Origin of the sequence: Caldalkalibacillus mannanilyticus JCM 10596, assembly GCF_000615945.1 — a bacterium.
GTDB lineage: Bacteria > Bacillota > Bacilli > Caldalkalibacillales > JCM-10596 > Bacillus_AT > Bacillus_AT mannanilyticus.
The window spans coordinates 28,192-52,664 of the sequence record NZ_BAMO01000031.1 but is presented as its reverse complement, the minus strand read 5'-3'; the positions used below and the strand labels follow the sequence as shown (position 1 = coordinate 52,664).

Genomic DNA, 24,473 nt, shown 5'->3' with positions numbered 1-24,473 from the left:
TCCTATATTCTTTTTTATTTTTTTTGCTGAAGAAATTCTATCGCCCATTCACGGTCGTCAAAAGGATATTTTTTTCCATTAATTTCTTGGTACGTTTCATGTCCCTTACCTGCAATTAGAACAATGTCATTCTTTTGTGCCTGACGTATAGCCCATTCTATCGCTTCTTTACGATCTACCATCGACACGTATTTACCGTCCTCAATCCCTTGATCTTTTACACCACGGATCATCTCCTCTAAAATCTCATTCGGATCTTCTGAGCGTGGGTTATCAGAGGTAAAAACCGCTTTGTCTGCATATTGAACAGCAATGTTTGCCATAATCGGACGTTTACTTCGATCACGGTTACCGCCACAGCCTACAACGCAATATATTTTTCCATTATGTACGAATTCTTGGCAAGTCTTTAACACGTTTTCTAGACTATCAGGTGTATGGGCGTAATCCACGACTACACTGAAATTTTGTCCTACATGAACGGGTTCCATTCTTCCTCGAACGCCTTTCATCCCCTCTATACTCTTTTTTATACCTTCTAAGCTTAAGCCCTCAACTAGCCCTACACTAATTGTCGCAAGTGCATTATAAACATTAAATTTCCCTAGCATTTGCAGATGAAATTTCTCAGTCCCCTTAAAGCATTCGACAGTAAAGGCAGTTCCCTGTCCATCAATTTGGATATCTGTTGCTCTAACATCTACATCAGGATTATCGATACCATAGGTCAATACCTGTGCAGGAGTCACTTGTTGATAATAAATATGGGCTTCATCATCTCCATTTAAGATGGCAAAATTAAGATTTTCTTCTCGATAAGAGTTGCCTAATTGAGCAAACAAAAGACCCTTGGCCCGTTTATACTCATCCATAGTACCATGATAGTCCAAGTGATCCTGCGTTAAATTTGTAAAAACAGCAACACGAAAATGGCTCCCGCGAATCCTGCCCATGTGAATCGCATGATGATGCTTCAATCACAGCATATTCTGAACGCTTCTCGACCATTTTTGCAAACGCTTTTTGAAGCTCAATAGATTCAGGAGTGGTGTTTTGAACCTCAAATAGTTCATCATCTATCTTCATATTCATTGTTCCAATTCTTCCTGTTTTCTTCCCCTGATCTTCAAGCATTTTTTCAATTAAATGAGTCACTGTCGTCTTACCATTGGTTCCAGTCACCCCTATTAGCCTTAATTTATGTGTGGGATGGTCATAAAAACGATTCGCTAAGAAAGCTAAGACCCTTCTAGTATCAGGCACCATAATCATAGGAGCCGTACAATCAGAAAGTGGCTTCTCAGCAACAACAGCGACTGCTCCTCTGTCAAGGGCTTGCTGAACATATTGATGACCATCTGTTTGGTATCCTACTAAACAGACAAATAATGATCCAGCGATGACTTTTCTAGAGTCCATTTCAATGGATGTGATCTCTAGCTCTTGTAAAGCTTCTCTATCTATATTTTTTAGTTGGTACGGGGTTAAGTGCTGTAGTAAATGATCTAAGTTCATTGTTGACACCTCATATTATTCTAAAATACACATCCTCTATTTTAATCGTCCTACTCCGGTTTGTCACCTAAATAAACACGAATAATAGAACCTTCTTTTACTTTTGTCCCTGGTTTTGGAGATTGTCTAAGAACATACTTACCATTCCCTGTTGGATCAATAGGTAAATGATAGTAGCTATTTTGAATTTCTTGAGGAGTCATGCCAAGTAAATCTGGAACCTCGACCATGATGTCATCTCCCCAAAAGTACTCTTTTTGCAGAGGACTTTGACGCTTCTCTACTCCCATATATCGAAGTGAATCGTCGATGATTTTTCCTACTATTGGGGCAGCAACAACTCCTCCAAATTGAACCGTTCCTTTGGGATTATCTACCCCCACATAAACCACAATTTGAGGATCGTCGGCTGGTGCAAACCCTATGAATGAAACAATATGGTTATCTTTTAGATACCCTCCACCTGGTGCTACTTTTTGGGCAGTTCCTGTTTTTCCTCCAACGCGATAACCTTCTACATAGGCATTCCGGCCTGTTCCCTTGGCAACAACACTCTCTAGCGCTTCACGCACCTTACTAGAGGTTTCATTCGAAATGACCTGTTTTTTTAGAACAGGCGTATTTCGACCTGCAACCATGTTGGTTTCAGAGTCATGCCATTCCTTAGCAATATAGGGTTGGTATAAATAGCCTCCATTAATCGCAGCAGAAACCGCAGCTACCTGCTGAATAGGTGTCACTGCTACTCCTTGACCAAAGGCAGTTGTTGCTGTTTCTACGGGACCTCGATTTTCGGGTCTGAAGATAATTCCTTTCTGTTCCCCCTGCATGTCGATGCCTGTTTTACTTCCGAAACCAAAATCATAGACGTACTGAAACAGGGTCTCAGTTCCTAGACGTTGCCCCAGTTCGACAAATCCTGGGTTACAAGAGTTTTCTACGACCTCAAGAAAGGATTGATGACCATGTCCTCCTCTTTTCCAGCATCTTAAGCGTGCACCTGCTACGGTCACATGTCCGGGATCATGAAAATGCTCTTCTTCTAGATTTACTTTCCCTTCTTCCAAGGCTGCAGCCAAAGTAATGATTTTGAAGGTAGAACCTGGCTCATACATACTAAAAACAGGCAAATTTCTGTTATACACCTCTGGTGCATATTCACGAAATCTTCCTGGATCATAATCAGGTCTACTTAACATCCCTAAGATTTCACCTGTATTGGGATCCATCGCAATCGCTATGACATGGTCAGGATTATATTTAGCGACTGCAACATCAATTTCCCTTTCCATGATCTTCTGCACCCCAGAGTCAATAGTGAGAATTAAATCGTTTCCGTCTTTGGGTGGAGTATAGACCTCAGGCTGATTAGGCATTAGTTTTCCTTTGGCATCAGAATAGAAGGAAACTCTCCCTTGAGTCCCACTTAAAATATCATCATAGATCAGTTCAGATCCAACTAATCCTTGATTATCAATTCCAGAAAAGCCAAGAACATGGGATAAAAACTCGCCATAAGGATAATGTCTTTTACTATCTTCGGCAATCATGACTCCCGGTAGACCTAGATTTTGAATTTCTCTTGCCTTTTCATTTGTTATTTTCATACCTTCAGGTTTAATATATACTTTGGACTTCCTCTGTGTAATCTCTCTATATACTTTTTCTTCGCTCGCCATCAGCGCATTAGCGAGCTTCCTAGCCGTTTCTTCAGGATTTTGAACTTGAGCAGGGACGACTAAAACAGAGGGAGCACTAATGTTATAGGCTAAAACATCCCCATTACGGTCCAAGATTTTACCTCTCTTAGCTTCAAAAGGGACATCCCGACTCCAGAGATCTTCCGCCTTATCCATTAACCAATGACCTTTGAAAAGCTGTACATAGCCTAGTCTGGTTCCCAGTGCTCCATATAGAAATATTCCTATGATCAACGCAATGATCAGTCTTCTTCGAACGGTTACATTAGATACTCGCACAATTAGCCCTCCAACATCAGAGAATAGGTTTTACTATAACCCTATTCAACTTGTCTACTTTATAGAACAACCTGAATGTTGAAATACTTAAAAAATGAGAGCTTCCTATTATTCTTCAGAATCAGGAGAGGAGGATACTTCCTCACTTGTTTCGCTCTCTCCTTCTTCTTTGATCAAATCCTCCGTTACTTTCTCAAATTTAGGCTTTAATTCAACCCTTATTCGCCCACCTGCTTTTACCTTTTCCCCTGCCTCAATACTTTGTGAATGAGTGTAGCCCCTTCCCACTGCTTCAAGCTGAACATTCGCCATATTCGCCCAGTCCATAAGCTCTCTCAATGTCCAGCCAGTCATATCTGGAACAATCGACTCTGAAATATGTCCTGCAATGAGGAAAATACGCTCATTTTTATATACTTTTGCATCTGCTTCGGGATACTGAGTAGTGACCGTCGCTCCATCTCCAAGTACAACAACCTCGAATCCCTTCATTTCAGCTGCTTGTCTAGCTGCCATGACGCTCATCTGACGATAATCTGGCAAACTGGATGCTTCTACTTTGATTTCTTGGATTTGCACTTCTTCTACTTTAGGCTGAACACTTAAGTATTGTAGACTGTTCTGCATGACAGATTTAAAGATTTCCGCAACAACGGAACCCCCGAGTCTATAATCGGGAACCTTAGGGGAATCCACAGCTACATACAAGACAATTTGCGGATTATCCTTAGGAGCAAAACCGATAAAGGAATGAATATATTTTCCCTGTACATATCCTCCGTTTTTGGCTGGTTTCTGAGCTGTCCCCGTCTTTCCTGCCACCTGATACCCCTCTATATAAAAGTTTTGCCCAGTACCACTCGTGACAACTGTTTCTAAGATATCAGCTACGTCCTTACTTGTTTTTTGGGAAACAACTTGATCATAAATCACTTCTGGTTTATTATTCACAACAGCCTCACCAGTTGAAGGATCTTCAATTCGATCTATGATATACGGCTTTAAAAGCTTTCCTCCATTGGCAATCGCATTGACAGCTGCCACTTGCTGAATAGCGGTTACAGCTAGCCCTTGACCAAATGTCATATTTGCAAGGTCAAGCTCTGGTATATTATGAGATGATTTGACACGCCCCTTGCTTTCATGAGGTAAGTCAATTCCTGTAAGTTCACCAAAGCCAAAGCGAGAAATATAATGGTAGAAGACATCCTTAGGCATTCGATCATAACCCAGAATCGTAAACGCTACGTTACTTGATTTTTGTACACCCTCTAAGAAGGTAATCTGTCCCCATCCACCGCGACGGTGATCTCGGACAAGCCCTCCTCGTACCTTCTTACTTCCTGACATGTATTTTTCGTTCCCATTGTAGATGCCTTCTTCGATAGCCGCCGCTAAGGTGATAATCTTAAAGGTTGAGCCGGGTTCAAATGTACTAGAAACAGCATGATTCACGTAGTTTTCAATAGATTGATAGTGATTAGGATCGAAAGAAGGTCGACTCGACATCCCCAAAATTTCTCCTGTATGAGGATTTGCCGCAATCACAGTCATACTCTCCGGTGCATACTGTTCATTTGCTTCCGTCAAAGCATTCTCTATATAAAGCTGGATTCGTTCATCAATTGTTAGGTAGATATTCTTCCCATGAACAGGATTCTGTTTATCTTTCATTCCTTCTGGCAGGACGTTTCCTTTGTTATCCTTGGAGTACTCAATATAGCCATCCTCCCCATACAAATGAGAATTTAAGGATGCCTCTAAACCCATCACTGGCTTTCCATCATGATTTAAAAACCCAATCACATGCGATGCAAAATCATTATTAGGATAATATCTCTTGGGCTCTTCGATAAACATAATTCCTGGCAGTTCTAATTTAACGATTTCCTGCATGGTTTCGCGATCCAATTTCCATCCCCCAGGGCGAAGCTCCACTTGATAACGCCCTTCCTGCGTCATCAGCTTATGCAAATCTTCTACAGGCATATCTAATAGAGGTGAGAGTTTTTTCGCCGTTTCTAGGGGATCACCTACGTACAGGGGCTTTTTTGCTTAATATGGCAACAGCCGTATAGGAGCTGGCTTCCTTGGCTAACGTTTCCCCATTGCGGTCAAATATAGTACCTCTCTTCGCTGAGAGAGTGGCTTCACGATTGTACAGCTTACCTGTAGCCTCTTCATAAATAGAAGCATCCACTACTTGTATGACATAAAATCGATAAACGATACCAAAAAAGAGCAATAAAAATATTGCTCCAGCAAACTGGCTTCTTCTGTTAATTTTCTTTCCTTGCACTGACATACCGATCACCTACTCATTTGAAGTGGAATCTAAGGAGCTTTTACTCACTGATGGCTTTAATACTTTAACATTTGGATTTTTTTCTACCATTCCTAGTTCTTCTTGAGCCACTTTTCTAATTCTTTCTGGAGAACTATATTCCGCTACAATAAGCTCTAAGTTCATGTTCACTTCTTCAATTGTTTTTACTTCTTTTTCTAAAGCTTGGATTTCATAATTTAATTGTGTGATGGTCGCATAACGAGATAATAGCATACTTAATAATACAACAATACCGATAATACAAGCAATGTAAAGTAGTTTTTCCCCACTACTTAAGATCTTCCTTTGAGAAGAGACATGTTGTTGTTTGTTTGGTTTTGGTTGTTGTTTAGGCGGTTGGTTGGAATGTCTTTGTTTCGGTCTGATTTTTTTCTCTTTTTGGTATTGGACGGCTACATTTCCATACTGATACATCAAACGACCTCCTCTTGTTCTCTCTTCTCTCGAAAAAATTTTCTATCTCTTTTCAGCCACCCTTAGTTTGGCTGAACGCGCTCGCGGATTTTGGTCTAATTCATCATCACTTGGTAATATTGGTTTTCTTGTTATTACTTTCAGTTTAGGGACATTTCCACAAGCACACTGTGGAAAGTCAGGAGGACACAGACATCCTTGGCTCTGTTGCTGAAAGAATTGTTTGCAAATCCGGTCCTCCAATGAATGGAAGGTGATCACACTAAGCCTTCCTCCTGTATGCAACCTTGTTGCTGCTTGTGAAAGAGAATCTTCAAAGGCTTGCAACTCATCATTTACTGCGATCCGAATAGCCTGAAAGGTCCTTTTAGCTGGATGAGGTCCCGTTCTCCTGGCTGCCGCAGGGATACTGCTTTTTATGATATCGACTAACTGTAGTGTTGTTTGAATGGCTTGAGATTTTCGAGTTTCTACGATGTTTCTGGCTATACGTCTAGAGAATTTTTCTTCACCATAACGATAAATAATCGAAGCGAGTTCTTCTTCCTCCCACTGATTCACCACTTCAAATGCGCTCAGTTTGCTACTGCGATCCATGCGCATATCAAGTGGGGCATCATGATTATAACTAAACCCTCGTTCTGCTTCATCTAATTGCGGTGATGAAACCCCTAAGTCATAGAGGAAACCATCTACCTTATCAATCTCTAGCTGATCTAGTATCTCATGAATGTGTCTAAAATTACTCTTAACCAAACGAACCTTGTCCATAAACGGCGCTAATACTTGCTCGGCATTTTGAAGGGCAGCATCATCTTGATCAACACAGATCAATTGGGCATTTCCTGATAACTGAGATGCAATTAAAGAACTATGCCCTGCGCCGCCTAGCGTGCAATCTACATAGATTCCGTTCTCCTTCATGGCCAGTCCTTCTACAGTTTCCTTTTTTAGAACGGTAATATGGTGAAACATGCTATGTAAGCCTCCTACAAATCAAAGTCTACGATTTTCTCTGCAATTTCGTTAAAGGAATCCGCAGAATTCTCAAAATAGTTTTCCCACACATCTTTACTCCAGATTTCCACTCGATTGCTGACACCAATCACCACACAGTCTTTCAGCAACTGAGAGTACTGACGTAAATTAGCAGGTATATTTACCCTGCCCTGTTTGTCTAATTCACATTCAATTGCACCAGAGAAAAAGAAACGGGTAAAGGCTCTTGCATCAGAACGTGTAAATGGTAGGGATTTAAGTTTTTGTTCAATGATTCTCCACTCAGATTCAGGATAAACAAATAAACAATTATCTAAACCGCGGGTGACAATAAAGCGTGATCCAAGTTCTTCGCGAAACTTCGCAGGGATAATCATTCGTCCTTTGTCATCAATTGTATGTTGATATTCTCCCATGAACATGAATCGTCACCCCACTTCTTCACCTAAGTGTACCACTTCCCCCCACTTTTCACCACTCTTTTATTATTCTTCCCCACAAAAAAAATCCTGCTTGGTTTACAGGATTTTTTGTACTCTTTAACATACAACTTTATCAGTATTCTTTTATTATTCTGCCCAGGAATCTAGATATGCTTTTTGTTCTTCTGTTAGCTGGTCAATTTGAATTCCCAAAGCCTCTAATTTATAAGCCGCTACCTGCTGATCTAATTCATAAGGAACTGAAATCACTTGCTTACCTAGTTCTTGATAATGCTTATTAGCATACTCCAGAGAAATAGCTTGCAGGGCAAAGGTCATATCCATAATTTCTGCTGGATGACCATCTCCAGCCGCTAAATTCACTAAACGTCCTTCCGCTAGCAAGTAAATCTTGCGCCCGTCCTTCATTGTAAATTCCTCAATGTTTCTGCGTACGACTCTTTTCTCCGAGGATAATTGCTCTAATTCTACTTTGTTAATCTCCACATCGAAATGACCAGCGTTGGATAAGATCGCCCCATCCTTCATTACTTCAAAATGTTCCTTCCTAATACAATCCTTGTTTCCTGTTACAGTAACAAAATAGTCACCATGCTTGGCTGCCTCTGCCATCGACATCACTTCAAAGCCATCCATATATCCTTCAATCGCCTTGATTGGATCGATTTCAGTGACAATTACCTTTGCTCCTAATCCTTTTGCTCTCATAGCTACACCTCGACCACACCAGCCATATCCGACAACAACCACTGTTTTACCTGCAACTACTAGGTTTGTCGTGCGATTGATTCCATCAAAGACCGATTGACCTGTTCCATAGCGATTATCAAACAGATACTTACAAAAGGCATCATTCACGGCAATCATCGGGAATTTTAGCTTTCCTTCTTTCTCTAAAGCTTTAAGCCTTAGGATTCCCGTTGTTGTTTCCTCTGCTCCACCTCTCACCTTTTTAAGCAGGTCAGGACGTTCAGAATGAAGGATACTAATTAAATCCCCACCATCATCAATAATCAAATCTGGCTCTGTTTCAAGAGATTTAATCAAATGGCTTTTGTATTCCTCTGCCGGAGGATTATAACGAGCAAATACTTGAATACCATCCTCCACAAGAGCTGCACAAACATCATCTTGAGTAGAAAGTGGATTACTCCCTGTTATGGTCACATCAGCTCCACCTGCTTGAATAACTTTCGCTAGATAAGCGGTTTTCGCTTCAAGATGTAAAGAAATCGTAACTTTTAATCCTTTAAAAGGCTTCTCTTGTTCAAAACGCTCGCGGATTCGGTTTAGTACAGGCATATGCTCCTTAACCCAATCAATTTTCAAATGTCCCTCTGGTGCTAGCTTAATATCAGCAATTTGACTACTTTCAACTACATTCATTCCTTCATTCTCCTTCCTAGTCTGTAGCATATAGTTCGTTAATCCATGTAAAATAGTTTATGTATTCCATTTATTTCGTACTCAGATTCAATAATCCGATCTATTAATACCATACCATGCTTGTTTAAAAAGGTAAAAAGGTTATGCATTCTTTCTTGGGGTTTTCCATGAGGATAAAGAGCTTGCTCCACTTTATCAAAGTGTCTTAGTGCACTTTCATGCTGTTTTGTGAAAGAAGCAAGAGCACGCTTCTCCAAGAAATTAACTTGCTCTATTATTTTCCCAATATTTTGCTCTGCTAATCCATCTAATCCTAGGTTGGCTAGCTGAAGCTTCTCCACCAGTGGTTGATAGGCTCCTTTTATTTTTTCTTTGACCTGTTCAAATGATGCTTCAAGTTGAATATGATCCTGACGAGTTAACCATTCCCTTTTGTAAGTCGCAAAATCTTGAAAGACGGCTTCAAGGGGGATTTCTCTTTTTTCTACTATTCTCGAAATGGATTTTTCAATAATGGTGATACTGATCCGTGGTGCAAGAATAGGTAGCTTGCAGCCCAATTCCTCGAAATACCGACGGAATAATGCCCAATAGGAGATTTCTCCTGGTCCAGCTACAAATGATAAAGTAGGAAATATATTTTCCTGCATATAAGCACGCGTCACCACATTGTTGCTGAATCTCCATGGCTCTTTTCTGGCAAGGGCTATTAACTCTTGCTCAGAGTATGTATATGTCCCATCTTTTGTCCGAAATCCTCCCTCGGTTTTCTCAAGCAAGAGACGCTGGTTTTGTTCATAAATGAAAAGGAACGCCGGTGAGTCACCCAATTGAATTTGGGCTGTATATCCTACCTTCTCCATCTCTTGAATCGATTCACGCACTTTACTATCAATCGTGTCGTAGTTCGTAATGATCCTTTCAAAAACAGGTCCTTCTATTTCTCTCATCTCCCGAGCCCCTGAATCGATAAAGAGAAGACCTTGTTTAGAAAAAAACTGTTGCACAAGAAAAGCAAAAAACTCTACATATGTATTTGCCTGCTCAATCGCTTGCCGTAAATAGCCCCTAAGTTCCCCAGTAAATTCTGTTTCAGGCTGACTCTGCAAAAACTGTTCCACCCACTCTGCGACCTCTACTTTCGGGAGGTTTTGCTGGGATAGTGACGTTCTAGGCGAATGATAAGGATCCTCCAAGGTCATACGTTCAAGCCGCGGACTTTCTGCTTGAGGGATAAAAACATGATTAACTTCGAGCCAATCGTGATCCTCTCCAGCGATCCAAAACAGAGGTATAACTGGAACCTGTAGCTCTCTTTCTTGCTGTTGAGCCAATTGTAGCACTGTAATCATTTTATATAACGTGTACAGAGGTCCTAACAAAAGCCCTGCCTGTTGACCTCCAATAACCATCACACTCTTGGGATCAGTCATCTTTTTCAACTGCTCTTCCTGTTCTGATACAAGTCCATAGCGTGACATATAATCTCTAATCACTTTTGCCAGACGAATTCGATCGTATGAGCGCTCAGATAATTCCTTCACCCTCTCATGAAAAGAAGCCTGCTCAAATGGCGAGTAGCTAAAAAAAGAGGAAACCCCCTCATATCTTTGAATATAGGCGGTCCCAAAAGAATCTATTTGCTTATGAATTAAATCTTTGACTTGGCTTGTCATGTAATGAAAACACCTTTCTTAACAGCCCTTAGATAGCAGCTTTAATTGCACTTTCAAGAACCACCCATAACATGAGGACGAGATAAATAGGCAGAAAGAGAACAAAGGTAAGTCGAATCACTCCCCTAGCTAGCCTGGCATAGTGAAGTTGATTATATACAGAAAACTGAAGAAAGGTGAGTCCACCGATGATCAGTAAAATGATTAAAAGTATCAACCAAAACAATGACAGATCCCAGAGAAGCTGAATCGACATATTTACTGATATGAGTAACAGAACCGTGGTGATATTAATAGACCACTCTAGTGCATTTTTTTTGTCCTTTGTAACAAGAAAGACCAGAGCATAAATGATAATGGCAGATAATATTGGAAAAATGGTAAATAAGGCAAATAGATTGGCAAATAATGAGACCAACAAGGGCGCTCACCCCTTTTGTTTATTTTGCAGAAATTGAATGGCACTGTAGACAAATTGATGGGCTGGTAAATGGATATTTCGAATTCTTGCTTCTTGCAAAAAATATCCGTTAAACGCATCAATTTCCGTTTGTCGACCGTAGCGAATATCTTGCTCCATTGAAGATCTGTTTTGTGATGTAATTCGACAAACCCGCTCAATTTCCTCCCAACACATGCCATTATCAAACATTTTTTCTGCAAAAGAAGGTCTAATGATCGCAAGTAAACCTGCCAATTCATCGTGTAATTCTCTCATCATGTTATTCAAGTGCATCTCTTCTACCAGTTTACCATTTTCGATCCCAAATAGACCAGTCAGAGGATTAATACAAGCATTCAATATGCATTTCTTCCACATCTCAAACTCTATTTCTGGCGAAAGATTGATATCAATGCTGCCCTTTTGAAGCTCCTTCAACCATTTTTCAAGTACTAGGTAAGAATGGGAACTTGGCTTATCTAGACCAGGCAAACATCCCACCCGAGTCTTTCCTCTACCTCTTTCTTCAACAGAAGTAGTAGACAATCTTGTTGCCCCTTTCTGAGTGACCCCGAAAAAATGAGAATATTCCGGCAAAGCATTCTGAACCTTTTCGGCATGTCCCAAGCCATTCATGATAAACAGCAGAGGAACCACGGAGGAAAGATGTGTTTTTATCCATGGCAGGATCGCTTCCAGATGAGTTTGCTTGACAGTGATAAGGACAAGATCCACTGAAGAAAATGGGTCGTTCTTTAGATCAATACTTCTTTCATAAGAAGCAGAATCCACTGTTAACAAAAACTCATTTTTCCCCGTCTTATAGCATAACCCTTGTCTTCTCAATTGTTCTGCCTGTTTTTCCGTTCGAGTTAGAAAACAAACATCGTGTAGACGATCCGCCATTTTTGTATAACTGCCATACAATAAACCAAGCGCCCCTGCTCCTATTATTAACACTTTCATTCTTCTAAATCTCCCAACATGAAGAAATTAAGAACGCTGTTCCTCTCAGCTAAACCTTACGTTAGCCCATTAATCATTCCGGATAATAAAGTAGACGATCAAGCCGATGACAGGAAAAACAAGCGTCCCTATAAGAACTATAATAGCATACTCTTTGCTGTGTCCTTTACGCAAAGAATCTCTATACGCCCAAATACTCGTGATAATATTAAGTAGGAGAAGCCCTAGACCAAAGAATAAGAACACTATAATAAAAACAAGACTTGTAATCATATTTCTTACCTCCTTATTTAATACTCATATGTACGTTTCATCGCCAACTTAGTTTCACATCCACCCTCAAAACAGAAAAAGATTGCAGAGAAGCCAAGAAAGCTCTCTACAATCTGCAACTTTTGTGATTTTCTACTTCATAACGGATTCATCCCCTTAAACAGGATAAACAGGGTGCTTCCGCACAGAAAACGTCAAGTCTTTCGTTTGATAGGCATCCAAGCGATCCATTACTTCTTGACGAAGCTTGGAGCCAGGTATAATTCCATCAATAATAAGCTCTGAAGCTAGACGATAGATATCGATATCTTCCTGGTACTCTTTACGTTTTTCCATCACAAATTTCATTTTTTCTTGAGGATCTTCGATTGAACTAATCTTATTGCTATACACAGCGTTAACAGCCGCCTCAGGTCCCATTACGGCAATTTGCGCTGTTGGTAATGCTAAACATACATCGGGCTCAAAAGCAGGTCCTGCCATAGCATAGAGCCCTGCACCATATGCTTTGCGTACAATAATAGAAATCTTAGGCACGGATGCCTCTGACATTGCTGAAATCATTTTTGCCCCATGACGGATAATTCCAGCCCTCTCTACTTTGGTTCCGATCATAAAGCCCGGTACATCTGCCAAAAACAAGAGAGGAATATGGAAGGCATCACATAAAGTAATAAATCGAGCTGCTTTGTCCGCCGAATCTACAAAAAGAACTCCTCCCTTGACCCTAGACTGATTTGCAATAATCCCTAGCGGATTGCCATTAATTCTAGCAAATCCTGTGATCAATTCCTGTGCAAAAAGCTTCTTCATCTCGAAGAAAGAATCTTCATCAATGATCGAATCGATCAATTCATACATATCAAAAGGAGCATTCTGATTGGTAGGGACAATTTCCTCCACTGTTCGAACTCCCTCTTTCGGCTTTTTCCCCTCTACAATTGGTGGCTTTTGGCGATAATTTGCTGGGAAGTAGCCTATATATTTTCTAGCTAGTTCAATTGCTTCCTCTTCGTCAGAAGCTAGGACATCTCCCACTCCACTTATTGAACAGTGCATTTTGGCTCCGCCCATCTCTTCTAGGGTCACTTTTTCTCCGATAACCATTTCAGCCATCCTTGGAGACCCTAAATACATACTGGCATTCTTATCGACCATGATCACAATGTCACAAAAGGCTGGAATGTAAGCACCTCCCGCAGCTGAAGGACCAAATAAAAGACAAATTTGAGGAATCACCCCTGAAAGCTTAACCTGATTATAGAAGATTCGACCTGCTCCCCTACGATTAGGAAACATCTCTATTTGGTCGGTGATTCTAGCTCCAGCAGAGTCCACCAGATAGAGTAAGGGAACCTGTAATTTTTCCGCAGTTTCTTGAATACGAATAATTTTCTCTACAGTCCTTGCTCCCCATGATCCAGCTTTCACCGTCGAATCATTCGCCATGACACATACGGTTTGACCATGTATTTTTCCAATTCCAGTGACAACACCATCTGCCGGTAAATCTCCAGCCATGAAATTGGCGAATTTACCATCCTCCAACATAAAATCATCGTCAAATAATCGTTCCAACCTCTCACGAACAAATAATTTATTTTGTTCTTTTCTTTTCTCGTGGTATTTCTCCCCTCCACCTTGTTCTATCTGAGCTATTCTGTCCATTAATACTTTTTCAAGTTCCTTAGACATGAAGTTACCTCCTCATTTCCCTTGGTAGGACGGCTTTCTTTTCTCTTGAAAAGCCCTGAGTCCTTCTAAACGATCTTCTGTAGAGAGTAATAATTGATACGCATTTGCTTCTATTTTTAGTCCAGTACGTAGGTCAACATCCTGGCTTGCAGAAATCGCGAGTTTAGCTTGCCTGATCGCTAGAGGTGCTTGAGAAGCAATTTCCTCTGCCAGACTGAGCGCTCGTTCGAATAAATGAACTGAAGAAACAACTTCATTCACCAATCCATGCAGCAGTGCTTCAGCCGGAGTTATTTTTTTAGCCGTAAAAATCCACTCTTTTGCTTTTGCCACTCCTACAATTTTAGAAAGCCTTTGTGTTCCACCTGCACCTGGAATGATCCCCAAAGAGGTTTCTGTCAGCCCCATCATTCCTTGCTCAGACAGTAAGCGTAAATCACAAGCCAACGCCAATTCAGTTCCTCCACCATAAGCAACACCATTGATCACTGCAATAACAGGTTGAGGCAAGGATTCTAGCTTGGCAAAGGTTTGACCAATAAGGTGAAGATATTGCTGAACCTCAGCTTCACTCATTGTCCTTCTCTCTTTTAAGTCTGCTCCTGCACAGAACGCTTTCTCTCCTTCTCCTGTCACCATAACCACTCGAATCGAGCTATCAAATCGAAGCTGATCGATGTATTCACTGAGCTGTAGTAAACTAGTACGATCCAGGCAATTATGAACCTCTGGTCGCTGGATAGTTAGGATGCAACATGCCCTCTTTTCTCCAACTGAATACTCATAGAAATCCTCTCCATTCACTTTGTTCTACTCTACTAAAACCAGAACATCTCCTTCATTGACAAAATCGCCAACATTTACTTTTACTTCTTTCACCACTCCTTCAATATCAGAGGTAATGGGCACTTCCATCTTCATTGATTCTAATATGACCACATCCTGCCCGACGTGCACCTGATCTCCTGGGTTAACCTGAACTAAAAACACACTACCAGCCATATTGGATACAATTTCTTTCATTTTACATTTCTCCTTTATTTATTTCTTATCGAGTAGAGTAGACACAAATTGAGTCGTGTATACCCCCTGACGAAAAGCTTCATCCTCAAGAACTTTTTGCAGAAATGGGATATTGTTCTTAATCCCCTCCAACTTCATTGTTTCCAGAACCTTAATCCCCCGTTCTATCGATTGCCCTCTGTTGTTACCGCTTACAATTATTTTCGCAATCATAGGATCGTAGAATGGGGTAATCGTAGAGCCATCTTCAACTCCATCATCATAACGAATCCCTTCCCCTTCTACTCGCTCATACTTCGTAATGGTTCCTGGTGAAGGAAAAAATGTCACTGGATCTTCAGCATAAATTCTAAGTTCTAAAGCATGCCCCTGCTGTACTAGCTCTTCTTGAGCAAAAGGCAGAAGCTTCCCTTCTTCAATTAACAGCTGTAAAGCAACCAAATCATGTCCCGTCACAAGCTCTGTTACAGGGTGCTCTACCTGAAGTCTTGTATTCATTTCTAGGAAGTAAAACTGTTTATCCTCACCCATGATAAATTCAATGGTTCCTACTCCAGTATATCCAACAGTCTGTGCGGCTAACAAGGCTGTATCGCATATTTTTTTCCTGGTAGACTCATCTAGGAAGGGTGAAGGTGATTCTTCAATTACTTTTTGATGCCTACGTTGAATGGAACAATCTCGTTCAAACATATGGCATAGATTGCCATGATGATCTCCAATCACCTGCACTTCGATATGACGAGGATTTTCAATATACTTCTCAACAAACATGATATCGCTTCCAAAATATGATTTGGCTCTCCCTTTGGCAGATTGGTAGACCTTCTTTACATCTTCGTCTGCATAGCAGATCTGCATTCCAATTCCTCCGCCACCAGCACTCGCCTTAAGCATGACAGGATACCCGATGGAATTTGCTTGGGAAAGAGCCTGATCTATATCATCTGCACTTCCTTCTACCCCTGGAACAATCGGAACCCCTGCTTGTTGCATGACTTTTCTCGCTGTCACCTTATCGCCCATAGCTTCGATCACTTCAGGTTTAGGACCAATAAAAATAATTCCAGCCTCTTCACATTTGCGAGCAAAATCGGCATTCTCAGAAAGCAGTCCATATCCAGGGTGAATCATCTGAACATTTTTCTCTTTAGCCACTTGGATAATCTTCTCCGCTTGTAGATAGCTTTGGAGTACGGGAGCAGGTCCAATGAGCACTGCTTCATCCGCTTCACTGACAAAAGGCATTGTTTGGTCCGCTTCGGAGTAGATAGCGACCGTCATATACCCTTTCTCTCGACACGTCCGAATAACTCTTCGGGCGATTTCGCCTCGATTGGCAATTAGAACTTTACGTTGATTCATAGGCTTCACTCCTAACAAATAAAGTAGACTTCCATCAGATGGAGTTTTATTCCACCTGATGGTTAGTCGCCCTTATCGGGTTCTTAGCGCCGGTTATCTCCCTCCTATAGAGGAGGGAAACTTACCGACGGTTAAAACGTGATAAATAAGAATAAGACTCTCTTATCTTATACCATACAATTCGACTTAATAGAAAATAATTCCTCCAATTTATTATTTTTTGGTTCATTCTTATTTGGATTATTGTATAATAATTGAGAACCAAGTAAACTAATAGGGTATATGTCTCTTGAAAGGGGTGTATAAGCGTGGATAAACCAAAAGTAAAACGCTTATCAATCAACTACAAGACTCTTGAAGAGTTCCAAAAATTTAAAGAATACGGACTAGAAGAACTCTCTATGCTAGAGGATCTTCAGGCTAATATTGTAGAGGATGATAGTAACTCGCCATTTTACGGTATCTACTTTGGAGATAAGCTAGTGGCTAGAATGAGTCTTTATAACATTAGTTCGAAATATGATCGTTATTTTAATCCTCCTAATGGATACCTTGAGCTTTGGAAGCTTGAAGTATTGCCAGATTATCGAGGAAAGGATTATGGAACTGCTCTTGTAGAATTTGCAAAAAGCTTTGGCGTACCAGTAAAAACAAATGCAAGACAAGCATCTGGAGACTTCTGGATGAAGATGGGCTTTCAACCTGTTAAATACAACCCCATGCGAGATCGTGGAGAAAACCCTTACATCTGGACTCCAATTGGAGTAGAAGAACAAATTTTAGAAGACGACGAATAAAGTAGCTAGTCTACTGCTGAAAAAAAAAGAAGCCGATTCAGGTAAGAAGCTAGAAGCTCTCACTTGAATCGGCTTTTTCTTTACTCAATACCTAGGTACTCTACCTAAAAAAGCTGTCTTCAACAAGTCAACTTGTCATGACTTCTTAAAGACAGCTTTTGTATGTCATCCAGTAACCCCTCAGGATCGTTCTACTCTTTCTAGATTCCCGTTTTTATCCATTTTGAAACTTACTTTCTCTTCTTGTTCATCATCTGCTAAAAAAGCTAATTTACGAGCACGGTCCATGATTTTAATGAGAGCTTTATAATCCTCATTCACTGTTTGATAGTCGTTCTGAATGGAACCAAGCTCTTTTTTCATCTTTTGGTTCTCATCTCGTAACCTTTCAATCTCTCGATCCTTTTCTCTTAGCTCTTTATCGACTTGCTTTATTCGACGATAACTTTCTTTTTGCTGACGTAGAAAACGAATGACATCATCAAAATTCAACTCATCCCAAGTCTGGAAGGTGCTGTTCCAGAATGAGAAGCCCCGTTCAATTCTTCACTCATTTCCGTCTGGTACTCTGCATAATTCTTCTCATTATACGTTCTTACTTGAGGCAGAGAAAATTCTTTCATTCTACCATGATCAGAGGATTGATTGAGTCGATTTGTATAAGAGTTGGTAGCATACCCTCCTGTTGAAAAAGGTTCTTGCTCTGGAATAAAACGGCTCTTTCCTCTAGACTTTCTTTGCTGTCTTTGGGCTTTGGCAATTTGGATAGCTGATTCATATTTTTTTCTTACTAAGCTATTCCATCGAAAGCCACAAGCAGCTGCTGTTCTTTGTAAGCGATAGCCCACTTCTTCGAACGCTGCTAATTGTGTACTCCCTTCCCTAATATGTCGTAAGGTTACCTCCGCTAATAATAGATCATCATCTTCGCTCCAAGCGTCTTGTCTTGTTGCAGCCATGTCGATCCCTCCAATAGTTTTTATTTTATTTCTATGCATTTGATAGAGTTCATAGAATCTTTATCTACTATTGGAAAGTATGTCCAGATGAAAGACTATTTAAACCTATTTAGATTTTTTGGTTGCCAAAAAACGCTCCACTACCTTTTGGTGTTCTGGAGAACCCCATATTTCAACACTTCTCCCTACTTCTCTTGTGAGCTTTTCCTTCATAGACAAGCTCAGGTCTTTCTGATCTAATAATGTGTGTTTATAAGACATGAGAGCAGGTAGAGAATGCTGGGTAATGGATTGACACCACTCAAGTGACTTTTCAAACAACTCAGCTTGGGGGAAAAGCTGATCAATAAAGCCCCATTGAAACGCTTCATCACTTTGAATCTTTTCACCACTAAGTAACCATTTAAAAGCTTTAGAAGCTGGTAGTTTGTCGAAAAGCCTAGTAGCCCCACCCCATCCTGTGGTGATCCCTAATTTAATCTGAATAAAGCCCAATTCAACCTGAGGGTGGGCAATACGAAAATCACAGGCTGTCACCACTTCACAGCCCCCTCCAAGTGCGCTACCATTTAACACAGCTACGGTAGGCTTAGGGAATGTTTGAAGATCAAATAACACCTCTTTCATGTAGTGCAGCATGTTTTCAGTAGAATCCATATCGAGGCTATGAAACTCTTCAATATCCCCTCCTGAGCAAAAATATTTGTTACCTGAACCTGTAACCAGTAACATTTTCACTTCTGGGTTCTCCTTAAAGCTTGCTATACTTTCTTTTAGTTGCTTCATAACATCTATATTGATCGCATTATGTACCTCTGGTCGAACTAATTTAATCACTCCAATTGAGTTGATTATTTCTTTATGTAACATATTTCCCCTCTCCCTCAAATTCAACCTTATTTAATGTAACCATCAGGTGAAGTAAAAACTCCACCTGATGGAAGTCTACTTTATTTTTTTAATTCTGGGAATACCCTTCTCACTGTTTTCCTAAATGAGTCTCCTATCGCCTTTTCTGGTAACCCTCTTTCAATATCCCTCGCTAAACTATGCATTCTGGTATTAAAATCCATATTATGTGAAAGGTGAATGTTATCAATATCTGGATCAGTTGTTCGAATTTGATCTACAATTTTATTCTTAACCTCTTCATTTAACAGGAATTCAGTGTCAACAAACTCAAGTGCCACGTAAGCATCCCGACCTTCAACCAATACTGTAGCATGCCTCACTTCATCTAAGATTTCAACCTCCTCTTCTAAGTAATGTGCTGTATGAATGCGTTGCTTCTCTTTTCCTGTAGCCTGAACCTGGGTCTGTTTCTGAGGTTTTTTCTCAGTATCCGCCGCCTTTTCATCTTTTTTGGTACAGCCTGCTAATACAGCTATAAGTAACATCGCAACGAGAAGATATTTTAACATCCTCATCAACCTATCACCTCTCTACATCATAAATTCTTTCTTGTTATCATGTCCCCTTGTCTGCCTTTTTATAAGAATCGTGCCCAGTCAAAAAAAACAGTTGATCTGGTACTTACTGAAAACAAAAAAAGTGTCAACTACATTGATTGACAACGAGTTAACACATAGATGTGATTGATCATTTATTGAGGTCCGCCCAGTAGATGAACTGTTTATTAATAAAAAGGTAACAAGGATAAGGCTGCTATGGCAGTGAGAGGGAGTATAAGCGGACTGAAACGCCTTCTTCGAGGAAAGCCATATCCAGGATATCCATATGCAGGATATCCGTAACCAGGATAAAAACCTCCATAGCCGGGATAGCCTCCAAAACCAGGGTAAAATTGCCGCTCTCCTGATTCTGGATTCTCTTGCTCTACTCTTTGATCAGGAGCTGATACTTGGTCCCTCGGTTGATACATTGGCTCAGACATGATCTCCTCGCCTATCGGTACAGCTAAGTACACGTTCTGATCGTCTACATGCTCGACAATCCCATCATAGCTATATCCATCTTTTGTTTGAATTAAAACATAACGATTGATGTGATCAACACATGTTTTTTTCATATCGATCGGTTGAGTTTGATGTAAATGGTGGTGATGCATTTATTTTCTCCTCCTTTTCACCAAACATAGTATGCATAGACTAGGCGAATGGCTACCTGCAAAGTGAAAATAGATCAAATAAGAAAATAAAAAATAGACCGTAGGATTTCCCTAACGGTCTATTCTGGAATGTAAATAATTACTTATTTACAACATCTTCACCTTTATATGTTCCACATGCTCTACATACACGGTGAGCTAGTTTAAGTTCGCCACAATGTGAGCACTTAACCATACCAGGTACTGATAATTTGAAATGAGTACGACGCATATCGCGACGAGTTTTTGATGTTTTTCTGAAAGGTACTGCCATGATACTCCACCCCTTCAACCATTCTATCATGTTATGTTACTTAAGATAAAGCGAAATTTATGTTACTTATTTTGATCAAAAAACTTCGCTAAATCTGCTAACCTAGGATCAATTTTGTCTTGCTTCATTTTTTCAGTTAATACATTCCAATCTTTACCTTCTTGAGGCAAATGATTCTTACACTCTTCTTCAGATCTACAAACAGGAAAAGAAGGAATTGATAAAAGGACTTCATTCTCCACATAAGGTGTCAAATTAATTTCTTGTCCAATCACTTCATGTATTTCTTGCTCTTCATTCTCTTCTATTGTTCCCAGCTTTGCTTGAATATTAAACCTTTCTTCAAGTTCTTGAAGAATCGAGAGGTTTACATCACCTAAGCATCTAGAACAAGCAACGATACACGTCCCTTGTAAAGTCCCCTTTATAACAAAGACCCCTGATTGCATTTGGCCTTGACCTTCAAACTGTATAGGACTAACACTTAGCAACTGTTTATTTCTCTGAGTTAATTGTGCAAGCTCATAGGTATGCTTTAATGGAAGCTCTTTACCCTTTAATTCAAGACATTGTTTCACGTTAATGATCATCAATTTCACCTCAAAGCAACAGAAGTAATTATATATTGTAACATAGCTATTTGTCAACAATTCCCGAGAATTGTTATAATAAAAATAGATTTTATTTCGCTTAAGGAGCTATGTAGATGAATACTGTAGGTCTAATTGTAGAATACAACCCTCTTCATTATGGACATGTATATCATTTTGAGCAAGCAAAAAAAACGTTACAAGCAGATGCAGTAGTGATTGTGATGAGCGGTCAATTTCTGCAAAGAGGAGAACCTGCTTTGGTTAATAAATGGGCACGAACAGAAATGGCGTTAGAAATGGGAGTCGATCTTGTGTTTGAACTTCCCTATGTCTATTCCACACAGCAAGCCCACTATTTTGCTCAAGGAGCTGTCCAGCTTCTCTCTAGTTTACCCTTTGTCAATACGCTATGCTTTGGCTCTGAAAGCGGAGAAATTCGGTCCTTAGAAGCCATAGCAGACTTCCTTTACGAGGAGCCTAAAGAATTTAAAGAACAAATCAAAATAGAGATGAGCAAAGGCAACAGTTATCCACAGGCATATAGCTCAGCGATCCTCTCTATTTTAAAAAATGAGCAAGAACTAGATCCCCAGCTTATTTCCAAACCCAATAATATATTAGGTCTGCATTATCTTATGGCGCTGAAAAAAACACAAAGTCACATTCGACCCACAACCATTAAAAGAGAAAAAGCGGAGTATCATGATCGACATTTCTCAGATCATCAAATAGCCAGCGCAACAAGCATTAGAGAGGCATTATTCTCTGGAGATAAACCTCAATGGGACGCGATCAAGCCCTATATTCCACCTTATACTTTACACATCTTGCAGAGAGAAGCTAGTCTAGGACGAGGTCCAGTATCCTGGGAAAATTATTTCTCTTATGTTGCCCATTCCTTGCTTTCCCAATCACCAAACCAGCTTAGGGGAATTTACGAAATGGAAGAGGGAATTGAGAATCGCTTTAAAGAAAAAATTCTGATGGCAGATCGAATGTCAACCTTAATTGAGTTAGTCAAAAGTAAAAGATACACTTGGAACCGAATTCAAAGAATGATCTTACATACTTTTACCCAATTCACGAAAGAAGGGGCTTCCCAGCTTCATTTGGATCAAGGGCCTACCTATCTGCGTCTTTTAGGCTACTCTCCTAAAGGAAGAGAGCTCTTACATAAGTACAAAAAAGAGATCCGGCTCCCTGTCATCTCAGCTATTCGGAAAAACCATCCAGAAATGCTTACATATGATTTAAAAGCCTCTTCCCTGCATGCTCTAGGATATTTGGGTTCACACTCTGAGCAGCAAAAAAGAGAGGTTATGCAAACCCCTCTTACCACAGCATCTTATTCTGTTTTGGGTGGTAAAGAATCTAAATAGGCAAGAGCATCCTTGACATGTTCTACTGGAACAACCTTCATACTTGTTCCTATATCTTTAGCAGCAGCCAATGCCACTTGATAATTGGAATTTGTAGCCCATTTTTCATGAGGGGCAAAAAAGATATCTACTTTTGCCTTATCTGCAGCCACCACTTTCTGATGAATTCCACCAATGCGCCCTATATTCCCCTCCGCATTGATCGTACCGGTTCCAGCAATACGATATCCTTTTGTGATGTCATGTTCAGTCAGCTGGTTATAAATTTCCAAGGTGAACATTAAGCCAGCAGAAGGACCTCCAATTTTTTCGGTACGTATATTCACAGAAGGGGTGATTTCTCCTAGACTACGTTTGGTTAGGGTGGAGATTCCGATTCCTGCACGGGGCTCTACCCCTCGCTCCTTCTCCTCATCTGATAAAGGAAGCTCAGAGATCGCAAGCATCGCCGTTTGTTCTTGTTCATCTCGAAGGTAGGTAATCTCTACAGAATCTCCTTTTTTCTTACCTAAAATATAGGTAATCAATTCCTCCGATGTATTTACTTCCTTTTGATCTACCCTAATAATCACATCTCCAATCTGTAAATGCTGCTCAGCTGGCATCCCTTCCATCGTTTGAGTCACTATAATTCCTTCATTTTTCACTGGAATATTAATTCCTGCTAGTCGATAAGCGACCAAAATAGCTGTTTCTTGAGAAGATTCCATCACTTGGAGCTGTCTTCGACTATAGTGTTCCTCACTCTTATAATGGGCAAGCAAAAAGTCTTTTGGAATCACATCCATATAGGAATTAAAATTAGCGAGTGCAAAACTAAAAAAATTAGCCCCTCCCATGCGCACAGTTGTAAGCATCAAACTCCCTTGCTCATGATGTCTATTTTCTACTTGAATAATGGGTGCTAGTTCTACTGCTTCTCCTGGCTGAGAAATATAATAAGGAAGAGGATAATAGAAGCCTACAATTAAAAGCACTGCCACAATTCCCGTTGGCAAAAAACGTCTTACGGTTTCTCTTGACATTTACTGTTCTTCCCCCTTCCATTCCTCTATCATTCTCTGAATAGAGGGAATCATCTCTAAGGCTGTTCGTTCTCCTTCATTAATCATATCCTCTGATCCGTTAAATAGAGAAGAACCTCTTACTCCTACTTTAGGTCGGAGCATAATATCTGCATGAAGCATCCGATAACGCAAGATCTCTCTCTCCATAATATCAATGGTCTGAGCGATGACATCAAACATAGAATTTATTTCCTGTTGCTCTGCTTCGAAGTAGGAAACATCAACCGAAATCACTAAATCTGCTCCCATATCCTTCACCACAGATACAGGAACACGATCAATAACCCCACCGTCCACATAATATTCTCCTTCGATTTTTTCAGGAACAAAGATCCCTGGAATCGAAATGCTTGCTCTAACCGCTTCCGCTATGGGACCCTCTCTAAAAACTCGCCTCTCCCCCTTCTGCAAGTTGGTTGCCACAATAGCAAGAGGAATCGAAGCTTCTTCGATCTTTTTTTTCTTCGTAAATAGCCGAATCAGTTCCTTCATCTTCTCTCCTGCAACTAGTCCCATTTTTGGGACTGTGTAATCCATCCAAAATTTTTGAGGAAAGTAGGTTATGTATTTTTGAATCGAATCAGGGGAATGACCTACACAATATAAGCTTGCCACCAATGCCCCAATACTGCTCCCTGCAATGTAATCAATAGGGATCTGATGCTGCTCGAAAGCCTTCAAAACACCAATATGAGCAAAACCTCTCGCTCCCCCTGAACCTAATGCCAGACCAATTGTGGGTCTTCTTCTTGTGCTTTCATTCACTACTTTCAC

25 protein-coding genes and 2 pseudogenes are annotated in these 24,473 nt (G+C 40.3%); 2 read left to right on the top strand and 25 right to left on the bottom strand.

The features are described 5' to 3' along the window. Positions 1 to 14: 14 nt before the first annotated feature. The 16 genes and pseudogenes from JCM10596_RS26030 to JCM10596_RS16285 all read right to left on the bottom strand — a co-directional run bounded on the left by JCM10596_RS26030 (position 15) and on the right by JCM10596_RS16285 (position 16,523). Positions 15 to 1,515 (bottom strand): annotated as a pseudogene (locus JCM10596_RS26030) (UDP-N-acetylmuramoyl-L-alanyl-D-glutamate--2,6-diaminopimelate ligase). Between the two features lie 50 nt (positions 1,516 to 1,565). Beyond that, entirely contained in the window at positions 1,566 to 3,494 is a 1,929-nt protein-coding gene (locus tag JCM10596_RS26025) for a stage V sporulation protein D (RefSeq protein ID WP_034681545.1), read from the bottom strand. 108 nt (positions 3,495 to 3,602) lie between these two features. Then, positions 3,603 to 5,537, bottom strand: a complete 1,935-nt coding sequence (locus JCM10596_RS26020) for a penicillin-binding protein (protein ID WP_267879708.1) — start codon at positions 5,535 to 5,537, stop codon at positions 3,603 to 3,605. Further along, positions 5,524 to 5,799, bottom strand: coding sequence for a hypothetical protein (locus JCM10596_RS28125; protein ID WP_051541354.1), 276 nt, complete (start codon positions 5,797 to 5,799; stop codon positions 5,524 to 5,526). The genes JCM10596_RS26020 and JCM10596_RS28125 overlap by 14 nt, the downstream gene beginning before the upstream one ends. 9 nt (positions 5,800 to 5,808) lie before the next feature. Next, on the bottom strand, positions 5,809 to 6,255 hold the full coding sequence (gene ftsL, locus JCM10596_RS28120) for a cell division protein FtsL (protein ID WP_025028061.1): 447 nt from the start codon (positions 6,253 to 6,255) through the stop codon (positions 5,809 to 5,811). 42 nt (positions 6,256 to 6,297) lie between these two features. Continuing rightward, positions 6,298 to 7,230 carry a 16S rRNA (cytosine(1402)-N(4))-methyltransferase RsmH gene (gene rsmH, locus JCM10596_RS16335; RefSeq protein WP_025028060.1) on the bottom strand — a complete coding sequence of 311 codons (933 nt, stop codon included), beginning with the start codon at positions 7,228 to 7,230 and terminating at the stop codon, positions 6,298 to 6,300. Positions 7,231 to 7,244: 14 nt separating this feature from the next. Beyond that, a complete protein-coding gene (mraZ, locus tag JCM10596_RS16330) occupies positions 7,245 to 7,676 on the bottom strand; it encodes a division/cell wall cluster transcriptional repressor MraZ (protein ID WP_025028059.1) in 432 nt (143 codons plus the stop codon). Between the two features lie 147 nt (positions 7,677 to 7,823). Then, complete coding sequence (locus JCM10596_RS16325; protein WP_025028058.1) at positions 7,824 to 9,083, bottom strand: adenosylhomocysteinase; 1,260 nt, start codon at positions 9,081 to 9,083, stop codon at positions 7,824 to 7,826. Between the two features lie 38 nt (positions 9,084 to 9,121). Beyond that, complete coding sequence (gene bshC, locus JCM10596_RS16320; RefSeq protein WP_025028057.1) at positions 9,122 to 10,759, bottom strand: bacillithiol biosynthesis cysteine-adding enzyme BshC; 1,638 nt, start codon at positions 10,757 to 10,759, stop codon at positions 9,122 to 9,124. A gap of 28 nt (positions 10,760 to 10,787) precedes the next feature. Next, positions 10,788 to 11,180, bottom strand: coding sequence for a DUF3397 family protein (locus tag JCM10596_RS16315; RefSeq protein ID WP_025028056.1), 393 nt, complete (start codon positions 11,178 to 11,180; stop codon positions 10,788 to 10,790). A gap of 6 nt (positions 11,181 to 11,186) precedes the next feature. Beyond that, complete coding sequence (locus JCM10596_RS16310) at positions 11,187 to 12,167, bottom strand: ketopantoate reductase family protein (protein WP_025028055.1); 981 nt, start codon at positions 12,165 to 12,167, stop codon at positions 11,187 to 11,189. A gap of 69 nt (positions 12,168 to 12,236) precedes the next feature. After that, positions 12,237 to 12,440 (bottom strand): PLDc N-terminal domain-containing protein, encoded by a 204-nt coding sequence (locus tag JCM10596_RS16305; protein WP_025028054.1) that lies wholly within the window; start codon positions 12,438 to 12,440, stop codon positions 12,237 to 12,239. A gap of 156 nt (positions 12,441 to 12,596) precedes the next feature. Then, on the bottom strand, positions 12,597 to 14,135 hold the full coding sequence (locus tag JCM10596_RS16300) for an acyl-CoA carboxylase subunit beta (protein WP_025028053.1): 1,539 nt from the start codon (positions 14,133 to 14,135) through the stop codon (positions 12,597 to 12,599). Positions 14,136 to 14,147: 12 nt separating this feature from the next. Beyond that, a complete protein-coding gene (locus tag JCM10596_RS16295; RefSeq protein WP_025028052.1) occupies positions 14,148 to 14,939 on the bottom strand; it encodes an enoyl-CoA hydratase-related protein in 792 nt (263 codons plus the stop codon). Between the two features lie 6 nt (positions 14,940 to 14,945). Beyond that, positions 14,946 to 15,158, bottom strand: coding sequence for an acetyl-CoA carboxylase biotin carboxyl carrier protein subunit (locus JCM10596_RS16290; RefSeq protein WP_025028051.1), 213 nt, complete (start codon positions 15,156 to 15,158; stop codon positions 14,946 to 14,948). An 18-nt stretch (positions 15,159 to 15,176) separates the two neighbouring features. After that, the gene (locus tag JCM10596_RS16285; RefSeq protein WP_025028050.1) at positions 15,177 to 16,523 is read right to left on the bottom strand and encodes an acetyl-CoA carboxylase biotin carboxylase subunit; all 1,347 of its coding nucleotides are present in this window, start codon (positions 16,521 to 16,523) and stop codon (positions 15,177 to 15,179) included. Positions 16,524 to 16,831: 308 nt separating this feature from the next. Here JCM10596_RS16285 and JCM10596_RS16280 point away from each other — a divergent pair, with 308 nt between their 5' ends. Further along, complete coding sequence (locus JCM10596_RS16280; protein ID WP_025028049.1) at positions 16,832 to 17,320, top strand: N-acetyltransferase; 489 nt, start codon at positions 16,832 to 16,834, stop codon at positions 17,318 to 17,320. 180 nt (positions 17,321 to 17,500) lie between these two features. On the opposite strand, the gene JCM10596_RS26010 is transcribed toward JCM10596_RS16280, so the two are convergent. The 7 genes and pseudogenes from JCM10596_RS26010 to JCM10596_RS25995 all read right to left on the bottom strand — a co-directional run bounded on the left by JCM10596_RS26010 (position 17,501) and on the right by JCM10596_RS25995 (position 21,250). Next, positions 17,501 to 17,812 (bottom strand): hypothetical protein, encoded by a 312-nt coding sequence (locus JCM10596_RS26010; protein ID WP_051541353.1) that lies wholly within the window; start codon positions 17,810 to 17,812, stop codon positions 17,501 to 17,503. A gap of 227 nt (positions 17,813 to 18,039) precedes the next feature. After that, positions 18,040 to 18,279: pseudogene (locus tag JCM10596_RS29265) on the bottom strand (RsfA family transcriptional regulator); the annotation flags it as partial. 105 nt (positions 18,280 to 18,384) lie between these two features. Continuing rightward, the gene (locus tag JCM10596_RS16270; RefSeq protein ID WP_025028048.1) at positions 18,385 to 19,149 is read right to left on the bottom strand and encodes an enoyl-CoA hydratase/isomerase family protein; all 765 of its coding nucleotides are present in this window, start codon (positions 19,147 to 19,149) and stop codon (positions 18,385 to 18,387) included. A gap of 80 nt (positions 19,150 to 19,229) precedes the next feature. Further along, a complete protein-coding gene (locus JCM10596_RS28115) occupies positions 19,230 to 19,706 on the bottom strand; it encodes a YhcN/YlaJ family sporulation lipoprotein (protein WP_025028047.1) in 477 nt (158 codons plus the stop codon). Positions 19,707 to 19,915: 209 nt separating this feature from the next. Continuing rightward, on the bottom strand, positions 19,916 to 20,347 hold the full coding sequence (locus JCM10596_RS16260; RefSeq protein ID WP_025028046.1) for a hypothetical protein: 432 nt from the start codon (positions 20,345 to 20,347) through the stop codon (positions 19,916 to 19,918). Between the two features lie 139 nt (positions 20,348 to 20,486). Next, the gene (gene rpmF, locus JCM10596_RS28855; protein WP_081792076.1) at positions 20,487 to 20,660 is read right to left on the bottom strand and encodes a 50S ribosomal protein L32; all 174 of its coding nucleotides are present in this window, start codon (positions 20,658 to 20,660) and stop codon (positions 20,487 to 20,489) included. A 62-nt stretch (positions 20,661 to 20,722) separates the two neighbouring features. Beyond that, positions 20,723 to 21,250, bottom strand: a complete 528-nt coding sequence (locus JCM10596_RS25995) for a YceD family protein (RefSeq protein WP_025028045.1) — start codon at positions 21,248 to 21,250, stop codon at positions 20,723 to 20,725. Between the two features lie 116 nt (positions 21,251 to 21,366). On the opposite strand from JCM10596_RS25995, the gene JCM10596_RS16250 reads away from it, so the two are divergent. Beyond that, positions 21,367 to 22,632, top strand: coding sequence for a nucleotidyltransferase (locus JCM10596_RS16250; protein WP_025028044.1), 1,266 nt, complete (start codon positions 21,367 to 21,369; stop codon positions 22,630 to 22,632). Here JCM10596_RS16250 and JCM10596_RS16245 read toward each other — a convergent pair. Beyond that, positions 22,599 to 23,657 (bottom strand): SepM family pheromone-processing serine protease, encoded by a 1,059-nt coding sequence (locus JCM10596_RS16245; protein ID WP_025028043.1) that lies wholly within the window; start codon positions 23,655 to 23,657, stop codon positions 22,599 to 22,601. The genes JCM10596_RS16250 and JCM10596_RS16245 overlap by 34 nt on opposite strands. Next, the gene (locus JCM10596_RS16240) at positions 23,658 to 24,464 is read right to left on the bottom strand and encodes a patatin-like phospholipase family protein (RefSeq protein ID WP_025028042.1); all 807 of its coding nucleotides are present in this window, start codon (positions 24,462 to 24,464) and stop codon (positions 23,658 to 23,660) included. Positions 24,465 to 24,473: the final 9 nt, after the last annotated feature.

Coding starts and splice junctions, on each gene's coding strand:
- JCM10596_RS16285 (WP_025028050.1), bottom strand. CDS start 16,523: ATGAATCAACGTAAAGTTCTAATTGCCAATCGAGGCGAAATCGCCCGA.
- JCM10596_RS16300 (WP_025028053.1), bottom strand. CDS start 14,135: ATGTCTAAGGAACTTGAAAAAGTATTAATGGACAGAATAGCTCAGATA.
- JCM10596_RS16270 (WP_025028048.1), bottom strand. CDS start 19,149: ATGTTACATAAAGAAATAATCAACTCAATTGGAGTGATTAAATTAGTT.
- JCM10596_RS25995 (WP_025028045.1), bottom strand. CDS start 21,250: ATGATCATTAACGTGAAACAATGTCTTGAATTAAAGGGTAAAGAGCTT.
- JCM10596_RS16325 (WP_025028058.1), bottom strand. CDS start 9,083: ATGAATGTAGTTGAAAGTAGTCAAATTGCTGATATTAAGCTAGCACCA.
- mraZ (WP_025028059.1), bottom strand. CDS start 7,676: ATGTTCATGGGAGAATATCAACATACAATTGATGACAAAGGACGAATG.
- JCM10596_RS16310 (WP_025028055.1), bottom strand. CDS start 12,167: ATGAAAGTGTTAATAATAGGAGCAGGGGCGCTTGGTTTATTGTATGGC.
- rsmH (WP_025028060.1), bottom strand. CDS start 7,230: ATGTTTCACCATATTACCGTTCTAAAAAAGGAAACTGTAGAAGGACTG.
- JCM10596_RS16250 (WP_025028044.1), top strand. CDS start 21,367: ATGAATACTGTAGGTCTAATTGTAGAATACAACCCTCTTCATTATGGA.
- JCM10596_RS16305 (WP_025028054.1), bottom strand. CDS start 12,440: ATGATTACAAGTCTTGTTTTTATTATAGTGTTCTTATTCTTTGGTCTA.
- JCM10596_RS16260 (WP_025028046.1), bottom strand. CDS start 20,347: ATGCATCACCACCATTTACATCAAACTCAACCGATCGATATGAAAAAA.
- JCM10596_RS16245 (WP_025028043.1), bottom strand. CDS start 23,657: ATGTCAAGAGAAACCGTAAGACGTTTTTTGCCAACGGGAATTGTGGCA.
- ftsL (WP_025028061.1), bottom strand. CDS start 6,255: ATGTATCAGTATGGAAATGTAGCCGTCCAATACCAAAAAGAGAAAAAA.
- bshC (WP_025028057.1), bottom strand. CDS start 10,759: ATGACAAGCCAAGTCAAAGATTTAATTCATAAGCAAATAGATTCTTTT.
- JCM10596_RS28125 (WP_051541354.1), bottom strand. CDS start 5,799: ATGTCAGTGCAAGGAAAGAAAATTAACAGAAGAAGCCAGTTTGCTGGA.
- JCM10596_RS16290 (WP_025028051.1), bottom strand. CDS start 15,158: ATGAAAGAAATTGTATCCAATATGGCTGGTAGTGTGTTTTTAGTTCAG.
- JCM10596_RS28115 (WP_025028047.1), bottom strand. CDS start 19,706: ATGAGGATGTTAAAATATCTTCTCGTTGCGATGTTACTTATAGCTGTA.
- rpmF (WP_081792076.1), bottom strand. CDS start 20,660: ATGGCAGTACCTTTCAGAAAAACATCAAAAACTCGTCGCGATATGCGT.